The sequence below is a fragment of the Marinobacter nauticus genome (genome assembly GCF_003634635.1).
In the GTDB taxonomy this organism is placed as follows: domain Bacteria; phylum Pseudomonadota; class Gammaproteobacteria; order Pseudomonadales; family Oleiphilaceae; genus Marinobacter; species Marinobacter nauticus.
In genome coordinates this window covers 296,001-313,727 of the sequence record NZ_RBJB01000005.1, presented here as the reverse complement: position 1 = coordinate 313,727, position 17,727 = coordinate 296,001, and the positions used below count along the sequence as shown (strand labels likewise).

At 56.7% G+C, this 17,727-nt stretch carries 22 protein-coding genes; 14 read left to right on the top strand and 8 right to left on the bottom strand.

Going from position 1 to position 17,727, the window contains the following annotated elements; all coding sequences use genetic code 11:
• Positions 1-230: 230 nt before the first annotated feature.
• From C7436_RS16460 to C7436_RS16435, 6 genes are all read left to right on the top strand, one after another.
• Complete coding sequence (locus C7436_RS16460; protein WP_121208483.1) at positions 231-659, top strand: SRPBCC family protein; 429 nt, start codon at positions 231-233, stop codon at positions 657-659.
• 172 nt (positions 660-831) lie between these two features.
• Positions 832-1,632 (top strand): oxygen-binding di-iron domain-containing protein, encoded by an 801-nt coding sequence (locus tag C7436_RS16455; RefSeq protein WP_011785623.1) that lies wholly within the window; start codon positions 832-834, stop codon positions 1,630-1,632.
• Between the two features lie 120 nt (positions 1,633-1,752).
• Complete coding sequence (locus C7436_RS16450; RefSeq protein ID WP_011785624.1) at positions 1,753-2,478, top strand: YebC/PmpR family DNA-binding transcriptional regulator; 726 nt, start codon at positions 1,753-1,755, stop codon at positions 2,476-2,478.
• 53 nt (positions 2,479-2,531) lie between these two features.
• Positions 2,532-3,263 carry a glutamine amidotransferase gene (locus tag C7436_RS16445; protein ID WP_121208482.1) on the top strand — a complete coding sequence of 244 codons (732 nt, stop codon included), beginning with the start codon at positions 2,532-2,534 and terminating at the stop codon, positions 3,261-3,263.
• A 96-nt stretch (positions 3,264-3,359) separates the two neighbouring features.
• Positions 3,360-3,761, top strand: coding sequence for a PA2779 family protein (locus tag C7436_RS16440; RefSeq protein WP_121208481.1), 402 nt, complete (start codon positions 3,360-3,362; stop codon positions 3,759-3,761).
• A 6-nt stretch (positions 3,762-3,767) separates the two neighbouring features.
• The gene (locus C7436_RS16435; RefSeq protein WP_121208480.1) at positions 3,768-4,766 is read left to right on the top strand and encodes a PA2778 family cysteine peptidase; all 999 of its coding nucleotides are present in this window, start codon (positions 3,768-3,770) and stop codon (positions 4,764-4,766) included.
• Between the two features lie 7 nt (positions 4,767-4,773).
• Here C7436_RS16435 and C7436_RS16430 read toward each other — a convergent pair whose 3' ends face one another.
• A complete protein-coding gene (locus C7436_RS16430; protein WP_121208479.1) occupies positions 4,774-5,445 on the bottom strand; it encodes a class I SAM-dependent methyltransferase in 672 nt (223 codons plus the stop codon).
• A 196-nt stretch (positions 5,446-5,641) separates the two neighbouring features.
• On the opposite strand from C7436_RS16430, the gene C7436_RS16425 reads away from it, so the two are divergent.
• The 3 genes from C7436_RS16425 to C7436_RS16415 all read left to right on the top strand — a co-directional run bounded on the left by C7436_RS16425 (position 5,642) and on the right by C7436_RS16415 (position 9,681).
• A complete protein-coding gene (locus C7436_RS16425) occupies positions 5,642-6,664 on the top strand; it encodes a helix-turn-helix transcriptional regulator (protein WP_023010841.1) in 1,023 nt (340 codons plus the stop codon).
• Between the two features lie 243 nt (positions 6,665-6,907).
• Positions 6,908-8,722, top strand: coding sequence for a choice-of-anchor D domain-containing protein (locus C7436_RS16420; protein WP_121208478.1), 1,815 nt, complete (start codon positions 6,908-6,910; stop codon positions 8,720-8,722).
• A gap of 98 nt (positions 8,723-8,820) precedes the next feature.
• Positions 8,821-9,681, top strand: coding sequence for a DUF6160 family protein (locus C7436_RS16415; protein WP_121208477.1), 861 nt, complete (start codon positions 8,821-8,823; stop codon positions 9,679-9,681).
• 25 nt (positions 9,682-9,706) lie between these two features.
• Here C7436_RS16415 and C7436_RS16410 read toward each other — a convergent pair whose 3' ends face one another.
• On the bottom strand, positions 9,707-10,702 hold the full coding sequence (locus C7436_RS16410) for a CobW family GTP-binding protein (protein ID WP_121208476.1): 996 nt from the start codon (positions 10,700-10,702) through the stop codon (positions 9,707-9,709).
• 74 nt (positions 10,703-10,776) lie between these two features.
• On the opposite strand from C7436_RS16410, the gene thpR reads away from it, so the two are divergent.
• The gene (gene thpR / locus C7436_RS16405; protein WP_121208475.1) at positions 10,777-11,313 is read left to right on the top strand and encodes an RNA 2',3'-cyclic phosphodiesterase; all 537 of its coding nucleotides are present in this window, start codon (positions 10,777-10,779) and stop codon (positions 11,311-11,313) included.
• A gap of 4 nt (positions 11,314-11,317) precedes the next feature.
• Here thpR and C7436_RS16400 read toward each other — a convergent pair whose 3' ends face one another.
• Positions 11,318-11,542, bottom strand: coding sequence for a putative signal transducing protein (locus C7436_RS16400; RefSeq protein WP_011785634.1), 225 nt, complete (start codon positions 11,540-11,542; stop codon positions 11,318-11,320).
• An 81-nt stretch (positions 11,543-11,623) separates the two neighbouring features.
• Between C7436_RS16400 and C7436_RS16395 the strand changes: the two genes are divergently transcribed.
• Entirely contained in the window at positions 11,624-12,673 is a 1,050-nt protein-coding gene (locus C7436_RS16395) for an alpha/beta hydrolase (RefSeq protein ID WP_121208474.1), read from the top strand.
• 16 nt (positions 12,674-12,689) lie between these two features.
• Here C7436_RS16395 and C7436_RS16390 read toward each other — a convergent pair whose 3' ends face one another.
• The 3 genes from C7436_RS16390 to C7436_RS16380 form a co-directional block, all read right to left on the bottom strand.
• Positions 12,690-13,166, bottom strand: coding sequence for a DUF4442 domain-containing protein (locus C7436_RS16390; RefSeq protein WP_121208497.1), 477 nt, complete (start codon positions 13,164-13,166; stop codon positions 12,690-12,692).
• A 120-nt stretch (positions 13,167-13,286) separates the two neighbouring features.
• Entirely contained in the window at positions 13,287-13,868 is a 582-nt protein-coding gene (locus C7436_RS16385) for a CPBP family intramembrane glutamic endopeptidase (protein WP_121208473.1), read from the bottom strand.
• A gap of 3 nt (positions 13,869-13,871) precedes the next feature.
• Positions 13,872-14,726 (bottom strand): crotonase/enoyl-CoA hydratase family protein, encoded by an 855-nt coding sequence (locus C7436_RS16380; protein ID WP_011785638.1) that lies wholly within the window; start codon positions 14,724-14,726, stop codon positions 13,872-13,874.
• Between the two features lie 71 nt (positions 14,727-14,797).
• Here C7436_RS16380 and C7436_RS16375 point away from each other — a divergent pair, with 71 nt between their 5' ends.
• Positions 14,798-15,769, top strand: coding sequence for a ribonuclease Z (locus C7436_RS16375; protein WP_121208472.1), 972 nt, complete (start codon positions 14,798-14,800; stop codon positions 15,767-15,769).
• Here the strand turns inward: C7436_RS16375 and C7436_RS16370 are convergent, their stop codons facing one another.
• Positions 15,770-16,093 (bottom strand): antibiotic biosynthesis monooxygenase family protein, encoded by a 324-nt coding sequence (locus C7436_RS16370; RefSeq protein WP_022992939.1) that lies wholly within the window; start codon positions 16,091-16,093, stop codon positions 15,770-15,772.
• A gap of 85 nt (positions 16,094-16,178) precedes the next feature.
• Here C7436_RS16370 and C7436_RS16365 point away from each other — a divergent pair, with 85 nt between their 5' ends.
• Together C7436_RS16365 and C7436_RS16360 are read left to right on the top strand one after the other, a co-directional pair.
• Positions 16,179-16,598: a universal stress protein gene (locus tag C7436_RS16365; protein ID WP_011785641.1), complete on the top strand. Its 420-nt coding sequence runs from the start codon at positions 16,179-16,181 to the stop codon at positions 16,596-16,598.
• 42 nt (positions 16,599-16,640) lie between these two features.
• The gene (locus C7436_RS16360) at positions 16,641-17,474 is read left to right on the top strand and encodes a M90 family metallopeptidase (protein ID WP_121208471.1); all 834 of its coding nucleotides are present in this window, start codon (positions 16,641-16,643) and stop codon (positions 17,472-17,474) included.
• Between the two features lie 3 nt (positions 17,475-17,477).
• Here the strand turns inward: C7436_RS16360 and C7436_RS16355 are convergent, their stop codons facing one another.
• Positions 17,478-17,711, bottom strand: coding sequence for a hypothetical protein (locus C7436_RS16355; RefSeq protein WP_121208470.1), 234 nt, complete (start codon positions 17,709-17,711; stop codon positions 17,478-17,480).
• Positions 17,712-17,727: the final 16 nt, after the last annotated feature.

The window sequence follows — 17,727 nt, the reverse complement described above, 5'->3', positions numbered from 1 at the left end:
GCGGTGAACTGCAATCCGCTTGCCTGGGGCATGACTTCGATCCCTGAAGATTATGTTGAACTGACTCATCCTGAGCAGTCCCGATTATAACCACCAGCCTCCGGAATACCAACCAACAAACCGATGGCCTGTTTTAACCAGTTCTCAGTGATGAAAACCCGCGCCTGCGACTTTTGTTGAACCCGGTGAACGGTTAACCTTGAACACCGTCTAACAACAAGAGCAGCACCATGGCACAGTACACCATTGAAATTGATGAAACTTTCGATGTCCCCAGGGGCAAGGCTTTTGCCGTTTTTGCCGACCACCACCGCTTCGGCAAACTGGTCGGGGCACCGGTCAAGCGTATCAAGGACAGCGACCAGGCAGACCCCAACGGCATTGGCTCGGTTCGCAAGATCGGCATTGGCCCGCTGTCTCTTGAGGAAACCGTACTCGGTTTTGAACCCGACTCTCTGATTGAGTACACCATCAGCAGCATCAGCCCTTTGCGTAATCACCTGGGGCGTATTCTGTTCTCCGATGCAGGCGAAGGAAGAACCCGTATTCAGTACTCCATCCGTTTTGAGGATATTGTGCCGTTTACCGGCAAAGCGGTTCAGGTCGCGCTGGAAAAGGGATTACGCCGTGGTATCAAACGCCTGCCGTCAATGGCGTAAGCCTGTGGGAGCGCAGGCAACAATCGGTAACTTGATGAATATCAGATAATTGACCTGAGGCAACAATTTATATTTGTCAATTCTGTACTCTCCCGCGCAGTTTGCAATATCCGGCCATCGGGCTATAAGTGTGCCTGAAGCCGAAGACCCTACTGCTTTGCGGGAGACAGAAATGGCGGCAGCACCGATTGTTCTCTTCGACAACGGACACCACAAGTGCCTGATGTTCGATTCCCTGGTCACTGGCGAAGGCGTTCAGTCCAACCAGTTCCTGATTGTTGATGGCAAACACGAAGCCCTGATCGACCCCGGCGGAGATCTGACCTACACCCCACTCTCCGTCGCCGCGTCCAAGTACATGAACATCCGCGATATGGACTATGTCTTCGCGTCCCACCAGGACCCGGACATCATCGGCGCCATCGACCGCTGGATTGTCCACACCCGGGCAAAAATCGTTACCTCAAAGCTGTGGGCGCGCTTCTTGCCGCACCTGGTGTCCAGCTACGTCACCAACCAGCTCAGCGGCAGCGTCTACGACCGCATCGTCAGTATTCCTGACGGCGGCGCCAATGTGAGGTTCGGGGAGACTTATCTGCAGTGCCTGCCGGCGCATTTCATGCACTCGGTCGGTAACCTTCAATTCTACGATCCGGTCTCAAAAATCCTGTTCTCAGGTGACCTCGGCGCGTCCATGGGCGGAGAAGACGACCACCAGCCGGTGAAAGATTTCGACAAACACATCCCGAACATGATCGGCTTCCACCGCCGTTACATTGCTTCCAAGAAAGTCTGTCGTCTTTGGGCCAACATGGTTCGAGACATGGACGTGTCGATGATCGTGCCCCAGCATGGCAAGCGCTTTGAAGGCCCGGTTATGATTGATCGCTTCCTTAACTGGGTCAGCGATATGGATTGTGGCATTGATCTGGTATCCCAGGACAACTATCGCCAGCCGGTGGAATACGTGTAACAACCCGGTTCCGCAGGGACGCGGAACCACCTCCTGGCAAAAGCTGCGAAATCAGGCCTGTTGCAATCCGCTCAGGTTCAGTAAAATCCGCCTTTTCACTGAACCCTAGAGGCAGCGAATATGGGCAGAGCCTACCAAAACCGCAAAGAATCCATGGCCAAAACGGCCGCCGCGAAAACCAAGGTTTACAGCAAGTACGGCCGCGAGATCTACATGGCCGCCAAGGCTGGTGGCATCGACCCGCAAGCCAACCTTTCCCTGCGCGGGCTGATTGAGCGGGCCAAGAAAGACCAGGTGCCCACCCACGTTATTGAAAAAGCCATCGACAAAGCCAAGGGTGGTGCAGGCGAAGACTATGCGCCGGCCCGCTACGAAGGCTATGGCCCCGGAAACTGCATGGTCATCGTGGACTGCCTGACTGACAACCCGAACCGAACCTTTGGCGATGTTCGCCTGGCGTTCACCAAAACCAAGTGCAAGATCGGCACCCCGGGCGCCGTGGCCCACATGTTTGATCACTGCGCCATCTTTGCATTCGCCGGCCAGGATGAAGAGGCCGTACTGGAAGCCCTGATGGAAGCCGACGTGGACGTTACCGACATCGAAAGCGAAGACGGCAAAATCACGGTATTCACCCCGAACACCGAATACGCCAAAGCCAAACAAGCTCTGGAAGCCGCGTTTGAAGGCATTGAGTTCGATGTGGACGAGATCCAGTTCCTGCCAAAAACCACCACCGTGGTAGAAGGCGACGACATCCCGATGTTCGAGAAATTCCTCGACATGCTTAACGATCTGGACGACGTACAGAACGTATTCCACAACGCAGAACTGCCGCAGGAATAACCTCTGCTGGCAAAGTGTAGTCACAGCGGCGCGACAGGGCGGAGGTAGCAGGCGTGGAAAAGCCAAAGGTTATTATCCTGAAAACAGGCTCAACCTACCCGCAGATACGGGATCAGTTTGGTGATTTCGACGCCTGGTTCCTCCGCAACCTCAACGGTGATCTTGACGTTACCGTGCTGGATGCCGTGCAAACGCCACCCGCGTCTGCTCCCAGCGACTGGGCTGGTATCGTCATTACCGGCTCGCCGGCAATGGTCAGCGACAAAGCGCCCTGGAGCGAAGAAACCGCCCGCTGGATAAAACAGGCCGTCGAGACCAGGGTTCCACTTCTCGGAGTCTGCTATGGCCACCAGTTGCTGGCCCACGCTATGGGTGGCAAGGCAGATTACCATCCTAAAGGCCGCGAGACCGGCACGCACACCGTGCGATTGCTCGACAGCGCCAGTTCAGACCCCCTGTTCAGTCAGTTGCCGGCAGAATTCCCCGCCCACCTGACCCACAAGCAATCAGCACTTGAGCTCCCTCCGGGCGCTGTACTGCTTGCCAATTCAGCCTTCGAGCCACACCAGGCGTTCCGGGTTGGCGAACATGCCTGGGGCGTGCAGTTTCATCCTGAATTCACCGAAGCCATCATGAAAGCCTACCTCGAAGTCCAATTTCCGGACATCGTCGCCGAAGGCCTGGACGCCCAGAGCCTGCTGCAGGGTGTATGCCCTGCCCCTGATGCAAATCACTTGCTGAAGCTTTTCGCTGAGTACCTGAACGCCCGCGCAATGACCAAATAGTCATGGAACCCGAGCGGCTGTGTGAACGTTTTGTATGTTGAATGAGTACAGATCGCTATCTACTGTACTGGAATACAACAGAGAAAGGAGCCTCACATGAACGGTATCAGAAAGCACTTAAGAAAGTTCTCACTGACGATGGCCGTACTCCTCGCGTTTACGACCACCTTCTCCATGTCCGCCAACGCAGGCATGGTGGGTACCGGTGAGTTGATCCAGCAACAGCAGGTCGATCTGGACCGGCAACAGCTGCTGGAAATGCTTGAAGATCAGGAAGTGAAGGCAAAACTGCAGCAACTGGGCGTGACAGAAGTCCAGGTTGCGGAGCGCATCCAGAATCTGACGCCGGCCGAACTGGCCGAGTTCGAGCAACAACTGGCCGAAGCACCAACCGGCGAGGGGGTTGTCGGCATCATTGTTCTGTTCCTGGTGGTGTTCATCATAACCGATATGCTCTGCGCGACGGATCTGTTCCCCTTCGTGAAATGCATTCGCTGATTTGTAATGCTGAAAGCGAGCAGGTTTCCTGAACACACTACGGCCGTCATTCTGGCGGCCGTCGTTCTGCTGGCAGGGTGCGCATCCACCCCGGACTGGCCAGATACCACGCCCCGTAGCGCTGAATCAGCAAGCTCTGCCACACTGCTTGAGAGTGTTCCCTTCTATCCGCAAGAAAAATACCAGTGCGGTCCGGCATCGCTGGCCATGATGCTGAACGCACAGGGGCTGGAGACCAATCCGGATATTCTGAAAGAACTGGTCTATCTGCCGGGCAAGGAAGGCTCTCTGCAAGTGGAAATGGTTGCGGGTGCGCGGTCCCACGATATGCTGGTATACCGTTTACCACCAGAGCCCGAGGCAGTTCTCGCCGAGGTTGAAGCTGGCAATCCCGTTCTGATCATGCAGAACCTCCGCCTGGGCTGGTGGCCTCAGTGGCATTTCGCTGTGGTAGTCGGTTACGACACCGAGAAGCAAGTCTTGATTCTGAACACGGACACCCGGCGCCATTATGAAATGCCGTATAAAGTGTTTTACAACACGTGGGCCAAGGCAGACCACTGGGCTACCGTCATTCTGCCACCGGATCGGATACCCTCCACCGGTGAAATGCTTCCATACCTCCGGGCGGCCCACGATCTTGAAACAACAGGCCATACTCTCGCAGCTCAGCGGGCCTACGAAACGGCAATAACAAAGTGGCAAGAGCAGCCAACACCACTCATGGCAAAAGCCAATCTCCAGTACCAGCTAGGGCGTCATCAGAAGGCCGCTGACGGTTTCCTGAAAGTCATCAACAAATTCCCGGAGTTCGCTGAAGGCTGGAACAACCTCGCTATCGCACTGAACGATGCCGGGTGCCCGGCTCAGGCTCGAAAGGCCTCGGCTTGTGCGGCCACGCTGGCACCGGACCGGTTTGAGTCAGCCGGCGATGACATCCTGCCCAAAGGGGCAAATCCGGCGGGATGCCCGGCGATACCCTCCTGTCCATCAGACACGGATTAACAACCGGTCAAATCGGTTTCCTCAGGAGTACAACATCTTTCGCCGGAATCTCGAGATCCCAGCCGTAGTGCTGCGCCAGCCAGTCAAAGGTGTACTCCCGGTAGAACACCACATGCGTCGGGTCACGCCGGTAGTGCCAGTTGTCAAAACGGTCGTCGTCGGTCTGAAAACAGGTCATGATGCCAAGCAAGCCGCCAGGCCGTAACAGGCGATCCAGCATTTGGAACACCTCGGCCGGCTGGTAAAGGTGTTCGACAACTTCCGTGCAGGTGACAAAGTCATACCGCTGCGTCAACAGCCGGTCGTCGGGATAGAAGAACGGATCGTAAAGAGCCACCGCCAACCCGGCCTCTTCCAGCATCTTCGCTAATGCCGGACCGGGCCCGCAGCCAAAATCCAGGCCACAGGCGCCAGCTTCCATACGTGCCAGTAAGGGCTCCGCGAGTTTGGTGAGAAACCGCCGGTAACCCGGGTCAGACTCGCTATTCTCGTGCAACTCGTAAACGGCCCGCTCCCGGTCCTCAGCCAAACGACACTCCGGGGCCATGACCGTTGCCTGACACAAACCGCAACGAAGATAGCGCTGATCTCCAATCGTCCGAAAAGGCGCCAATTGCCCGGTTCGGCAAACCGGGCAGTGCGCTTGAAGACATTCCTTAGGCTCCGGCTTTTCAATCATGCACTTTCAACCTGACAAAAGTTTCATTGTCATATCCGGCCATGCGGCAGGTTTGTGACCGGCTACGTAAAAGCCCCCCTTTCCCGCTGCCTATACTGCCGCAGAGTAGAGAGGAGCCGGATAGTACCTCTTGAATGATACCAACAGAACAATTCAAGGCTAAGTGCCAGGAAGCCCCCGGCTCAGAGACAGGAACATGGAAACGTCATCCGAACTTGCACTGGAAGTGCCGATCGTCTCGGCTCGCTATGCCCGCCGTTTTGTCCGTTTTATGGAACATCGCGGTGTAAAGCGGCATACCATTCTTGCCAATACCGGCATCACCGACGAAATGCTGAATAACCCGGACGCCAGCTTGTCCATGCATCAGGTCATGGATTTGCTGCGACAGGCGGACTGGCTGATGACCGACGAACGCGCGGCGTTCGAATTTGGCCAACAACTGGACCTGCCCAGTCACGGCCTTCTCGGGTTCGCCATGTTGGGTCAGGAAAATCCGCGACGCCTGGTGAGCATGATCGTCCAATACCTGCGCGTAGGCCTGCCATTGATGGACATGGAACTGGAATCGACCGGCTCCACATTCCGCATCCGGCTGATCGATACGTGGGGCGTGGAGGACTTGAGACCCTGCCTGACCAAAATCTATATGGGCAGCATTCACCGTATCTCCTGCCAGGTTTGCAGCAACTTCAACTTCCAGTTTGATTTTCCGTCGTCTGCCTCGCTGGACGACTGGCAACTACTGGCCCCCGGATGCGAGTTCGAATTCGAGGCACCGGTTGCTCAGGTAACCATGCCGTTGAAGGGCTCACCAGCCCCTAAAAGTGAGGCTAACCTGGAGTTTCTGGTAGCCCGTACCCGATGCCATCGAAAACCGGGCAATCTGGAAGCCGACGAAACCGCCATGCAGGTTCGCGAACTGATCATGAGCCAACCCGGCCGCCCCTGCACCACCGAAAACATTGCCCGGCGCCTGGACATCAGCCCGCGCACCCTGCGCCAGCATCTTGCCAGCGCCGGCACCTCGTTCAGGGAACTGCGGAACGAAATTCGCGAAAGCTTCGCCACCCTTTACCTGAAAGACACCAACGTACCGTTGGAGTCCATCTCCGAAAAACTGGGGTTCAGTGACCAGGCCGGTTTTACCAAAGCCTATCGGTCCTGGACGGGCACAACCCCTGGCGACGTTCGGCGGCAAGCCCGCTCAAAAAAGTGAACACAGCTCACTTTTCGTTTTGACACCGTTCACGGTTTAGACAATCCCTTCGCCTCTCTCCGCTTTGAACAAAAACGGTGCCGCGACAAGCAATGACCCGCGGCACCCTCTCCCCGTCTAATAACGCTGCACTCATACGTGAACACGTATGGCAAAGGGATCTTTGCAAGTCCGATTGAGCAGTCCTTATCGGTGTTGTCTGCAACCCACTACAACAAATAACGACGTACAGAGGACGAACTCATGAAACTCAGGAACCTCAATACGAGTGTCCGCAAGCTCGGCCCCGCGATTGCCGCGGCGGCTTTGATGGCGGGGGGCGCAGGTAATGCGTCTGCCGAGCAGGTTTCCCTGGAACTGGCCTTTGAATGCCCGTTCCCACTGATCGGCACCCAACCCATTCGCGCCCAGATCAGCGCCGATATACCGCCGGTCGCTACCGTTGGACAACCCACACCGCAGTTTCAGGTTGACGCCATTACCGTCGTTAATGACGACGCGCGCACTGGCCTGAAGCTGGTCAATTCCGAGACCCTCGAGGGGGTTGCCACCAGCATCAACGAAATCGTGACGGTCAACCGCACGTTTGAACAGATCGTAAAGCTGGACATTCCGCCAACCAACATTCCGTCCGAGACCGGAGAGTTTAACGTTCCCGCTGCAGGCACGGCTCCCGAGGTGCTGTTCACCGATGATGATATCGGTGAGGCTGAGATTCGCGTCGGCTCCCTGTCCCTGGATCTGATTGCTCGCACCGCCAATGGTGACATAGCCCCGGCGCCTATCGGCGAGATCACCACAGACTGCGTGCAGCTTCCTGACCAGGACAACCTGCTCCAGACCGTTCTCGTCGAAGGCGATACGGTTGAGGCGCCCCGCATCAATGTCGGCGTTGAGGAACTGGCCTTTGGCAACGTTCAGGCCGGCCTGACCGCCACGCAAACCGTTACCATCTCCAACACCGGCAATTCGGAGCTGGGCATCAATGGCATCTCCATTGGTGGCACAGATTCCACAGTGTTCACACAAACCAATAGCTGTACCACCATTGCACCCAGTGCCTCCTGTGATGTCGACGTAACGTTCGCACCGTCCACGGAAGGTACCCGCAACGCCACTCTGACTATCCAGTCTACCGACGCCGAAACACCGTCTGTGGACGTTGGGCTGACCGGCCGTGGAGTCCTGGCACCGGTTCCCGAAATCGGCGTCAATCCGGAGTCCATCGACCTTGGCCGGATACTCCTCGGTGAATCCGCCAGTGCCGAAGTGACCGTATCCAACAGTGGCAACGCTGCTCTGCAGATCGACAGCATTGCACTGGAAGGCGCGAACGCGGCCGACTTCACCCAGTCGACAGACTGTACCACCGTCGCGGCCGGCGAGAGCTGCGCTGTTCAGGTAGCCTTTACCGCAGCATCGGTAGGCGTGAGCAACGCCAACCTGGTGATCCGTTCCAGCGATTCCGAGAATCCGGAGATCCAGGTTCCGGTCACTGCCGAAGCTTATGAGCAGACCGGAAATCCGACCCTGGAACTGTTGCTGGGCCTTGAAGGCTCAACCCTGATCAAGGCTACCGGCGGCACACTGCCCCTGACTGGCAGCATTGCCACACTCCTTGATCTTGCTTCTGGCACATTCGAGGCGGACCTGGATGTTGAACCAACCTCTGGCAACTTCTCCATCAAACTGCTGTTCAGCAAGATCCACGCCTCTGCAAACGTTGAGTTTGAACAGGCTGAAGTAACCACTGGTTCTCTGGTCGACGGCAAGCTGACGGCGAACTCTCACCTGTACGTGAAGGTGCCCAAGGTTGCCATCAAACTGTTCGGCCTGCCGGTGAAGATTGGTGGTGGCGAAGAGTGCCAGACCAGCCAGCCAGTTGATATCCAGCTCACTTCCGTTGAAGGCTCCAACTTCTCGCCTGCCACCGGCGGCGCGGTAAGCGGTGTCTATGAGCTGCCAGCACTGGAGAACTGTGGCTTGCTCACCAGCTTGCTGAATCAGTTCATGACAGGCCCGGGCAACACCATCGATCTGGAGCTGACTCCAGAGTAGTAAGAACTTCCGGCAATGCCGGAGGCGGGTCCATGGTCAGCGCAGCTGGCCGTGGACCTCATACGCAGTAAAAACAAAATCAAAAAAGGAACAATGCAATGAAAAGCCTGAAAAGAAATCTGCTAGCACTGGCTATCATCGGCGCGCCGTTTGCCGCGCAGGCAGAGCTTAAACCAATCGACGATGCTCAGATGGGCAGCATCACCGGCCAGGCCGGTGTCACCATCGAGCTCGAAACCAAAGTAAACATTGGTGAATTCAGATACACCGATGAGGGCTCTCTCGCCATCAAGGACATCAGCATCGGCGGTGCTGGCGCCGGCTATGAAGATGAGATGTTCAAAGACATCGAGATTGGCAGAAGCTTGGCCTTCAAGGATTACACCGACCTGATCGACAACATCAAGATCGAGATCGACGTTGCCCCGGATGGCGACGCCATCATCAACGTACTGCCAATCACCGCGGCCCCGGTCGATTTTGGCGTGACAACCGGTGAATGGAGCCTGCAAGGCAACACAGACTCCACCCTGCTGGCAAGCAACTTTTCAATGAGGGGTATCTTCAACAAGGTCGGCATCACCGTGGATACCGCGACCGACAAGCTCACCCTGAACACAAAGGTCGGTATTTCCGATCTGGATATCGATGTCGACTTCCTCGCGATCGGTATTCGTGACCTTCAGCTCACCAAGAATACCTATCTCGAAAAGGTTGCTGACAAAGCAACTGGTGGCAATGGCCCGACCATTCTGGATGCCGCCGCGGATATCGTAGTGGATGTCTACAAAGACCAACGCTTCGGCAGCTCAGACGATTCCCTGGCGATTGATCTGCAGCAGTTTGACGCAGACATGAAGATTGGCCAGGTTCTGGTGGGCGGAACCAGCATCGGTTCCCTGACACTGGACAACCTCTCTGTGCAGAACACCCGCATGAGAATCTACGGTCACCAGTAATGCACCGAGGGCCCGTTCCGGGCCCTCACTCTGCCAACCCGGCGGCGCGTTTCATTTCCAGATCCAGATCGTTCTCTGCCAAAGGCTCTGAACTGATCAATTCAATCCGCGATTGTTCTCCCGGCTCACAGGGCTGAACGGTCAACGCACCTTCCACCTGATTGATCACGCGCCAACCATCCAGGGTATGCACGACGGCCTTGAACCGCACCAGACGTTCGTCCATCGCCGTTGCCAGTAGAGACGCCTCCGAGAATTGAATTTCCGGGTGGATGCGCCAGCCCAGACTGTAATGCCCCTGACCACGGTTGGTCATCCGCTGCCAGGGCTGCTCGTCCAGAGACGGTGCCGGGGGGCGAAGATCAAGTGCAGCACGCTGTTGATGTGCATCCGGGCTGGATACCGGCTGACGCTCCATCTCACCGTCCAGCCACTCGGGCGCCAAATGTCCCTGGCTTGTCGTGTAAACGGCACGCTTCGTCAGGGGCAGTGTGGCAACCCAGTCTTCAAACGCCGAGAGTTGCTGTGCCGTGCAAAGATCCGATTTGTTGGCGACCAGAATATCGGCAGCTTCGATCTGATCCCGGAACTGCACATTCTCAAGCACTTTCGGGTTCTCGAGCTTGCGTGGATCCACCAGAGTAATCACCGGCCCCAACGCCAGGACATCCTGATAATGCTCTCCGGTCAGGGTATCGAGAATCTGGGAAGGATGACCAAGGCCCGTGGGCTCAATCAGCAGACGATCCGGCTTGGCTCTGGCAATCAGTTGATTCAGGCCGATCTGCATGGGCAGCCCCGCGACGCAGCACATGCAGCCACCCGGCACCTCGCGCACCACCGCCCCCTCGGTCTCCAGGATGGCACCATCAATGCCCACCTCGCCGAACTCGTTCACCAGTACCGCCCAGGTTTCCCCTTCCGGCTTCTGGCGTAGCAGGTCCAGAATGGCAGTGGTTTTGCCAACGCCAAGAAACCCCAGAATCAGGTTGGTGGGAATCGGTCGGGAAATGCTGGACATAATTCGGGCCTCAAAAACGTTATACTATAACAACATTGACCAGACCGGGCTACGTCCCGACTAAGGAGGAGTTTATGCCAAGACTGTTCTTCGGGCTGGAAATTCCTGAGTCGATCAAGACCAGCGTCTTAACGGTAAAAACTGACATTAACGGTGCCCGCTGGCAAAGCGAAGCCCAGCTTCACCTAACCCTGGCGTTTCTGGGAGAGGTGGAGAGCGAACAGGTAACCCAGGCTCGGGATAACGCCAGAAAGGTGGCCCATACGCCTTTTGAGCTGGAAGCCGCCGGGCTGGGTTGCTTCGGCAAGGAGGAGAGCCCGAAAATCCTCTGGGCGGGGGTCTCTCACGAGGATGAACTGAGGGAACTGCAACGCACCCTTGCCCAAGGGCTCACCAACGACGGCTTCACTCTCCAGAATCCTTCATTCAAACCTCACATCACACTGAGCCGCTTTCGGGCTGGCGCGGGCTCGGTGGCCGAGCTGATCGAGCGTTATCGGAGCACCCGGTTTGGCAGTTGGTCGGTTCAGGACTTTGCGCTGTTTGAAAGTACTCCAGGCCAGAGCGGCTCTGTCTATACCGTGCTGGAACGCTATCCGTTAAACGCCTGAAGCTTCAGGATTGCTCAAGCCGGTTTGCCTCGTAGTCCTCAATCAAGGCTCTGGCGAGAACCCAGTCCTCGTCAGCCACATGCACATTGGTAAAGCCGGCAGCGCCGATTTCGCCCAGTGCACCCTGCAGGTAATGCCCGCCAACGTGCGCCTCTATGTGATTGGCCCTCAGCAGGCCAGCTATGATGTGAGCTTCGGTAATATCCCGGGCCCGATAGGCTATTTGCAAAACGGCGTACTCCTATATGCTTAACGCTGTTTCGACTATAGTCGTCCCAATGCCCTGTGTCTCGCGCCCCAAGGATTGTCCATGCTCTGGATTCTGCTCGCTGTCGTTACTCTTGTTGTCCTGGTCACATTGCTGATCTTCCGGGTAAAGGATCTTTCCGAGTACGACGGCCAGGACTGGGTTATGAAGGAGGTTGCTCCAAACCCGGCTCATGATGAGGTCATAGAACGCATCAAGGACATGGGGCGCGCCTCCCGCGGCCTGAAAGGCAAAGCCCGGCTGATCGCCCTCCGCAATCACCTGGATAGCCTGGGTGAAGGCGTGGATATCGAATCGGACATCCGTCATCAGGATCATCCGCGTGGAGAATGGATATTGGCGCCCGGGGCCGATTCCCGCCGACGTGTGCTCTATATTCACGGCGGTGCCTGGGCTGCTGGCAGCCCTCGCAGTCACCGGGCGATTACCGACCGTTTTTCCCGGATTGCCAATGCTGCCGTTTTTGCGGTTGATTACCGGCTCATGCCCGAACACCGGTTCATGGATGGCATTCGGGACTGCCGCCAGGCCTATTCATGGCTGCTGAATCATGGCCCGGACGGCGAAGCGCCCGTCGACTTCATGGTGGTTGCCGGAGACTCGGCGGGCGGTAGCCATACCCTGTCTCTGCTGGCGTGGATTCGCGACAATGGCCTGCGGCAGGCCGATGCCGCCGTTGCCCTGTCACCCTCCACGGATCTCACGCTGACGGCGCCTAGCAATCGCGAGAATATTCGCACGGACCCACTGCTGGGCCCGGTGTTTGGTGGTTTGTCCAAAATCCCGCTGCCCGTGTTGTGGTGGGGAACACTTGCCGCGTTCAGAATCTCTCCCACCAACCCGGTTGCATCACCTCTGCGGGGTGAGCTTAACAAGCTGCCACCCGTGCTTATCCACGCAAGCACCACGGAAATGCTGCTGGACAACGCCACGCGTTACGCTGCCAAGGCAAAAGCCCAGGGTTCACCGGTGGAGCTTCACACCTGGCAGAACATGGTGCATGTATGGCACATCTTCACGCCACTTCTCCCTGAGGCAGACGAGGCATTCGACGACATCGCGGCTTTTCTGAAGAAAGTGGAACAACCATAGTGGGCTGGTGCCGGCATTACTCAGCCGGCTTTCGCCTGACGTACAGCACCTTATGGACTCGGGCAACGACCGTTCCTGCCTCGTCCACAACGTCGACATACCACTCCGGCAGGTACTTGTCGCCATCAGAGGTGGCTTCGCGTATTTCCTCGAGACGCGCATCGGTCAGCTCGAAGCGGGCCTTTACCACGCCCTTGCCGGGGCGGATAAAATCAATACTCGCGGACTTGTCCCACACGATGTAATCGTTGCCCAGTCGGCGCATCAGTAACAGCATATACATTGGGTCAACCATGCTGTAGAGAGATCCGCCGAAGTGCGTGCCCACGTAGTTGGTATTGTACCAGTGCTGACGCATTTCCACCGTTGCAGAGCTGAAGTCATCAGCAATGTGAGTGACTTTAATACCTGCCCCCAGGTAAGGGGCGAAAGTAGAGAGCACTCGGCGCAGGGCGCCGGCACTGGCAAACCAGCGGCGAATGGTTGAATTCATAGGAACATCCAAACGGTTGAGAATCAGCCTGAAAACTGTGTAGCTGGCTATCTTCTTACAGCCACACTGCATTTTCAACGAAAATTCATACGACCGTTTGAATTATTTAGACTGGAAACATCAAGGTTTCACGCCGAACCACTGGGGATAGTTCAGCAGGCAGTACAGCGCGAGCATGTCATAAACCGCATGCCAGACCATCACCATGGGCAAGCTGCCCCATACCAGGTAAGCGCCACCAAGAATCAGGCCCAGACACGTTGCTACCAGAAAATAGGTAAACGACACATAGTGCACCAACCCGAACAACACAGAGGCCGCCAGTAAGGCTGTCCAGGGCCCGGTGTGCTGCATTAGCCAGCCCTGCACTGCACCACGAAACAGCAGTTCTTCCCCCACCCCGGCGAGCAGGCACAAGGTCAGCAATACCGGCCAGCGATAACTCGCCGCGAAACGGTAAAGGGCCTGCATTTGCGAACCAAGATCATCAGGGAACAGCCAGGAGAGCTGAGTCAGCAGCAATAGCACAAGGTAGGTGGTGCCAGCGCCCAGGATCCCATACAGCAGGATTTCCAGCAGATTCAGGCCGTTCAGCATTAACGGAATATCGAACAGCCAGATCGCGATCCAGCCTACCAAACCAATACCGCCCTGAAACAACAGGGCGGCGGTGGTGGATACATTGGCGCGACCTTGGGCCATAACTCAGTTTTCGAACAAGCCCTTGACCGGGAACAGATCGTCGTAGGCGGGCGCCTGCTTCTGGGCCTTGGCCTGGAAGGATTTCATCATGTCCGTGGGGCGGAACATGCCGGACTGCCATGTGGCCATGTAGCGGAGGCTGTCTTCTACGCTGTGATCGCGGCTGAAGTTGATCATTTCTTTGCAGCCGGTCACCGCCAGCGGCGAATTGGCAGCGATCTGGGCGGCAATGGACATCACGCCCTCAAGCATCGCTTCCTGAGTCTCGTATACCGAGTTCACGAAACCCAGGCGATGGGCTTCTTCAGCACCGAATTTGCGGCCCGTATAAGCCAGCTCACGCACCACGCCCTCAGGCATCAGTTTAGGCAGCCGCTGCAGCGTGCCCACATCAGCTGTCATGCCCAGCTCGGTTTCCTTTATTGTGAAATAGGCATCGGAGGTGCAATACCGGCTGTCAGCAGCGCACACCAGGTCCAGAGCCCCACCAATACAGCCCCCGTGCACGGCAGCCAGCACGGGCAGACGTACTTTCTCCAGAGAGCTCAGAGTATCCTGCAGCTGCAGTACGACTCTTCGCAGGTTCTCCGCCATACGGCCAGGGTCACCACTCATGGGCACGGATTTCGGATCCGAGAACACGCCCAGATCCATGCCTGCGGAAAAGTGCTTTCCGGTCGAGGAGATCACAATCACCCGGGCATCGGTATTGGCTTCAATGTCCTGAACGCAGCGCGGCAGCTCCAGCCAGAATGCCTTGTTCATGGTATTCAGCGCCTCGGGGCGACTGAACTGAACGTGGGCGATGTGGTCTTTTACTTCAATATTGAAACTTTCGTAGTTGGCGAGTTCAGACATGATGGATCCCGTATCATCTGAGAGCATGGTTTCGTATTATTAGGGTGCACATTACCGCGAAACGAGGCACGATGGAATTCACTTTCCTTGGCACATCGGCCGGAACACCAACCCGGTCACGCAACGTCACCGGCCTGGCGCTTTGCCTGTCGGGGCCCAAACCCTGGTATCTGGTAGACTGCGGTGAAGGCACCCAGCACCAGCTGATGCGCACACGGTATTCGGTGATGCAGTTGCGCGCCATTTTCATCACCCACATCCATGGTGACCACATCTTCGGGCTACCGGGCTTGCTTACCAGCGCTTCCATGCTGGGTCGCACCGAGCCTCTGGACATCATTGCGCCGCCACAGGTACGCCGGTTTATCGATGCGGTCATCGAAAACAGTGACTCCAGCCTGAGTTATCCGTTGAACTTCATCAACTCGGAAGCTCCGGGTTTTTACTGGCAGGATGACCATTTGGGTGTTACCAACGTGGCGCTTTCACACCGGGTACCTTGCCGGGCCTACGTATTCACAGAGCGCAACCTGGAACGTCAGCTGCAAAAGGAGAAACTGGTTGCTGATGGCATAGAGCCTGGCCCTCAATGGGGTGACCTGCAGAAAGGCAAAGATGTTCTACTGGATGATGGGCGCCTGCTGCGTAGCGACGATTACACTCACATTCCCAGAACCGCGCGAAAAATCATTGTCGGCGGTGACAACGACATCCCGGAACTGCTGAAAAATGCCTGCCAAGGCACCCACGTCTTGATTCACGAGGCCACCTACACCCAGGATGTCGCAGACCGGGTTGGCCCCTGGCCCCAACACAGCTCGGCGCAGCAGGTGGCCCGGTTCGCACAGGCAACGAAGCTGCCCAATCTGGTACTCACCCACTTCAGCTCCCGCTACCAATCGGCCCCGGGTGGCACACCGCACATCAATCAGCTCGCCGCCGAGGCGTTGCAGCATTACACGGGCCACCTTTTCCTGGCCCGGGATTTTGACACCTACCGTCTGGAGAAAGACTTCCAGCTACACAAAGTTGATCACAGCTAATCAGTCGCTATTCTGGCCTGGCGGCAGTACCACCCATTCAGGGTCTTCAAATTCACCCAAAGGCCGAATCTCAACAAACGGAGCGGCGCTTTTAATGATCTCCGCGATCCTCGGGTCCTTCCGGGCATCCATGGCATCGCGGTCGGCCTTGCTGTCCCAACTGGCGATAGCGATCAACTTGTTCGGCTCACCAATCTTTCGGTGTAGTTCGGTACCACGGGCACCGGGCGCCTGCTGAATCAGCTCACTGGCCCGGACCCAGGCATCGGCATACTCCTCAGCAGAGTGCCCGTCTTTCACCGTGACCTCGAAAATATACTTCATCGCATCCTCCCGATTTGCAGCATCCTGAGGTCATCGTCCAGACTTGAAGAGTACAGATCAAATTCTGACCACAGGAGACGGACGCATGTATCAGAAAATACTGGTTCCAGTCGATCTTGCCCATCTCGACAAGATACCCAAAACCCTGAACACTGCCATCGACATGGCCAAACACTACCAGGCCAGCCTGTGCTACGTGACAGTCACCAACAGTACCCCGGGAGCCGCGGCCCACAACCCGAAGGAACTGGCAGACAAACTCACGGAGTTTGCCGAGGAACAGGGTAAGAGCCACGGCATTCAGACCGAATCCAGGGTGCTGGAATCGGTCGATACCGCCGTTGAGCTGGATAAAATACTACTGGGCGCGATCAAGGATACCAAGGCCGATCTGGTAATCATGGCCTCCCATGCACCGGGCCTCGGCGACACCCTGCACCTTTTGCGGTCTAACGGGGCAGAAATCGTCAAACACAGCGACATTTCGGTGTTCGTGGTTCGCTGAGCCTTGCGGTAGACTGGCCGGACATTCACAGGGAAGTCACCAATGTCCGCACCGCTTGTTTTTGCTGTTATCGCCAGTGCCCTGATTGGCGGCTCGCTGTTCTATTTGTTTTTCTACCGCAACTGGCGACGCCAACGCGAACTGCAACAACCGTTTCCTGCGCAATGGAGACAACACCTCCAGAGCAGTGTCCCCCTCTACAACCGGCTCGCCGACAGCCACAAAACCCGGCTGGAGAATCTGGTGCAGCTCTTTATCTCGGAGAAGGAATTCTACGAATGTGCCGGTTTTGAAATCGATGACCGGGTGCGAGTGACCATTGCCGGCCATGCTTGCCTTTTACTGCTTGAACGCGGATTTTACGAATACGATGACGTCAAAAGCATCCTGGTCTATCCCGATATCTACCGGGTAAAGGACACCGAAAGCGATGGCCTGGTGGTCAGCGCCAGTGACGAAACCCGGGCCGGAGAGGCCTGGTCCCACGGCCGGGTGATTCTGGCCTGGAGCCAGTGTGAACAAGCCATCGCCAATCCTCATGGCCCGCACAATGTAATTCTTCACGAATTCGCCCATCAGTTGGACTACCTGGATGGCACCGCAGACGGCGCACCACCACTGAGTGGCGATGACGCTGCACGCTGGCAGGAAACCATGACCGAAGCCTGGGACCACCTGCAACACCGGCTGGAACACCACCACAAACCCTGGCTCGATCCCTACGGCGCCACCGAACCAGCCGAGTTTTTCGCGGTGCTGACCGAGGCCTTCTATCAACAACCGCAGCACTTGAAACGTGAACAACCTGACGTCTACGCTGCCCTGTGCCGTTTTTACCGGATCGACCCGGAGCACATGCGTGCCTGCCAGCCTTGATGATCAGCCGCCTAGGCCGTTTCCCTTGACGCCGAGACGATCCAGGTAAAGATGCAGCTCTTCCTCGCTGATATTCACGTATTCCAGTACCCGGCCATAGAGCATCACGGTAGGTACATTACGCCCGCCTAACTCCTTCTGGGTCTCGCTCAGGACGTAAAGTATCGTCCGTTCCGTTTTTGTGAGACCATCCCGCGCATCGGGGATTACCTCGTCTGTTCCGCGTAAACTGCTCATATTTCTGAATCCGGTA

Coding starts and splice junctions, on each gene's coding strand:
- C7436_RS16410 (WP_121208476.1), bottom strand. CDS start 10,702: ATGTCCAGCATTTCCCGACCGATTCCCACCAACCTGATTCTGGGGTTT.
- C7436_RS16385 (WP_121208473.1), bottom strand. CDS start 13,868: ATGGCCCAAGGTCGCGCCAATGTATCCACCACCGCCGCCCTGTTGTTT.
- C7436_RS16355 (WP_121208470.1), bottom strand. CDS start 17,711: ATGAGCAGTTTACGCGGAACAGACGAGGTAATCCCCGATGCGCGGGAT.
- C7436_RS16440 (WP_121208481.1), top strand. CDS start 3,360: ATGAACGGTATCAGAAAGCACTTAAGAAAGTTCTCACTGACGATGGCC.
- C7436_RS16390 (WP_121208497.1), bottom strand. CDS start 13,166: ATGAATTCAACCATTCGCCGCTGGTTTGCCAGTGCCGGCGCCCTGCGC.
- C7436_RS16430 (WP_121208479.1), bottom strand. CDS start 5,445: ATGATTGAAAAGCCGGAGCCTAAGGAATGTCTTCAAGCGCACTGCCCG.
- C7436_RS16375 (WP_121208472.1), top strand. CDS start 14,798: ATGGAATTCACTTTCCTTGGCACATCGGCCGGAACACCAACCCGGTCA.
- C7436_RS16380 (WP_011785638.1), bottom strand. CDS start 14,726: ATGTCTGAACTCGCCAACTACGAAAGTTTCAATATTGAAGTAAAAGAC.
- C7436_RS16420 (WP_121208478.1), top strand. CDS start 6,908: ATGAAACTCAGGAACCTCAATACGAGTGTCCGCAAGCTCGGCCCCGCG.
- C7436_RS16395 (WP_121208474.1), top strand. CDS start 11,624: ATGCTCTGGATTCTGCTCGCTGTCGTTACTCTTGTTGTCCTGGTCACA.
- C7436_RS16455 (WP_011785623.1), top strand. CDS start 832: ATGGCGGCAGCACCGATTGTTCTCTTCGACAACGGACACCACAAGTGC.
- C7436_RS16365 (WP_011785641.1), top strand. CDS start 16,179: ATGTATCAGAAAATACTGGTTCCAGTCGATCTTGCCCATCTCGACAAG.
- thpR (WP_121208475.1), top strand. CDS start 10,777: ATGCCAAGACTGTTCTTCGGGCTGGAAATTCCTGAGTCGATCAAGACC.
- C7436_RS16370 (WP_022992939.1), bottom strand. CDS start 16,093: ATGAAGTATATTTTCGAGGTCACGGTGAAAGACGGGCACTCTGCTGAG.
- C7436_RS16450 (WP_011785624.1), top strand. CDS start 1,753: ATGGGCAGAGCCTACCAAAACCGCAAAGAATCCATGGCCAAAACGGCC.
- C7436_RS16435 (WP_121208480.1), top strand. CDS start 3,768: ATGCTGAAAGCGAGCAGGTTTCCTGAACACACTACGGCCGTCATTCTG.
- C7436_RS16415 (WP_121208477.1), top strand. CDS start 8,821: ATGAAAAGCCTGAAAAGAAATCTGCTAGCACTGGCTATCATCGGCGCG.
- C7436_RS16460 (WP_121208483.1), top strand. CDS start 231: ATGGCACAGTACACCATTGAAATTGATGAAACTTTCGATGTCCCCAGG.
- C7436_RS16360 (WP_121208471.1), top strand. CDS start 16,641: ATGTCCGCACCGCTTGTTTTTGCTGTTATCGCCAGTGCCCTGATTGGC.
- C7436_RS16425 (WP_023010841.1), top strand. CDS start 5,642: ATGGAAACGTCATCCGAACTTGCACTGGAAGTGCCGATCGTCTCGGCT.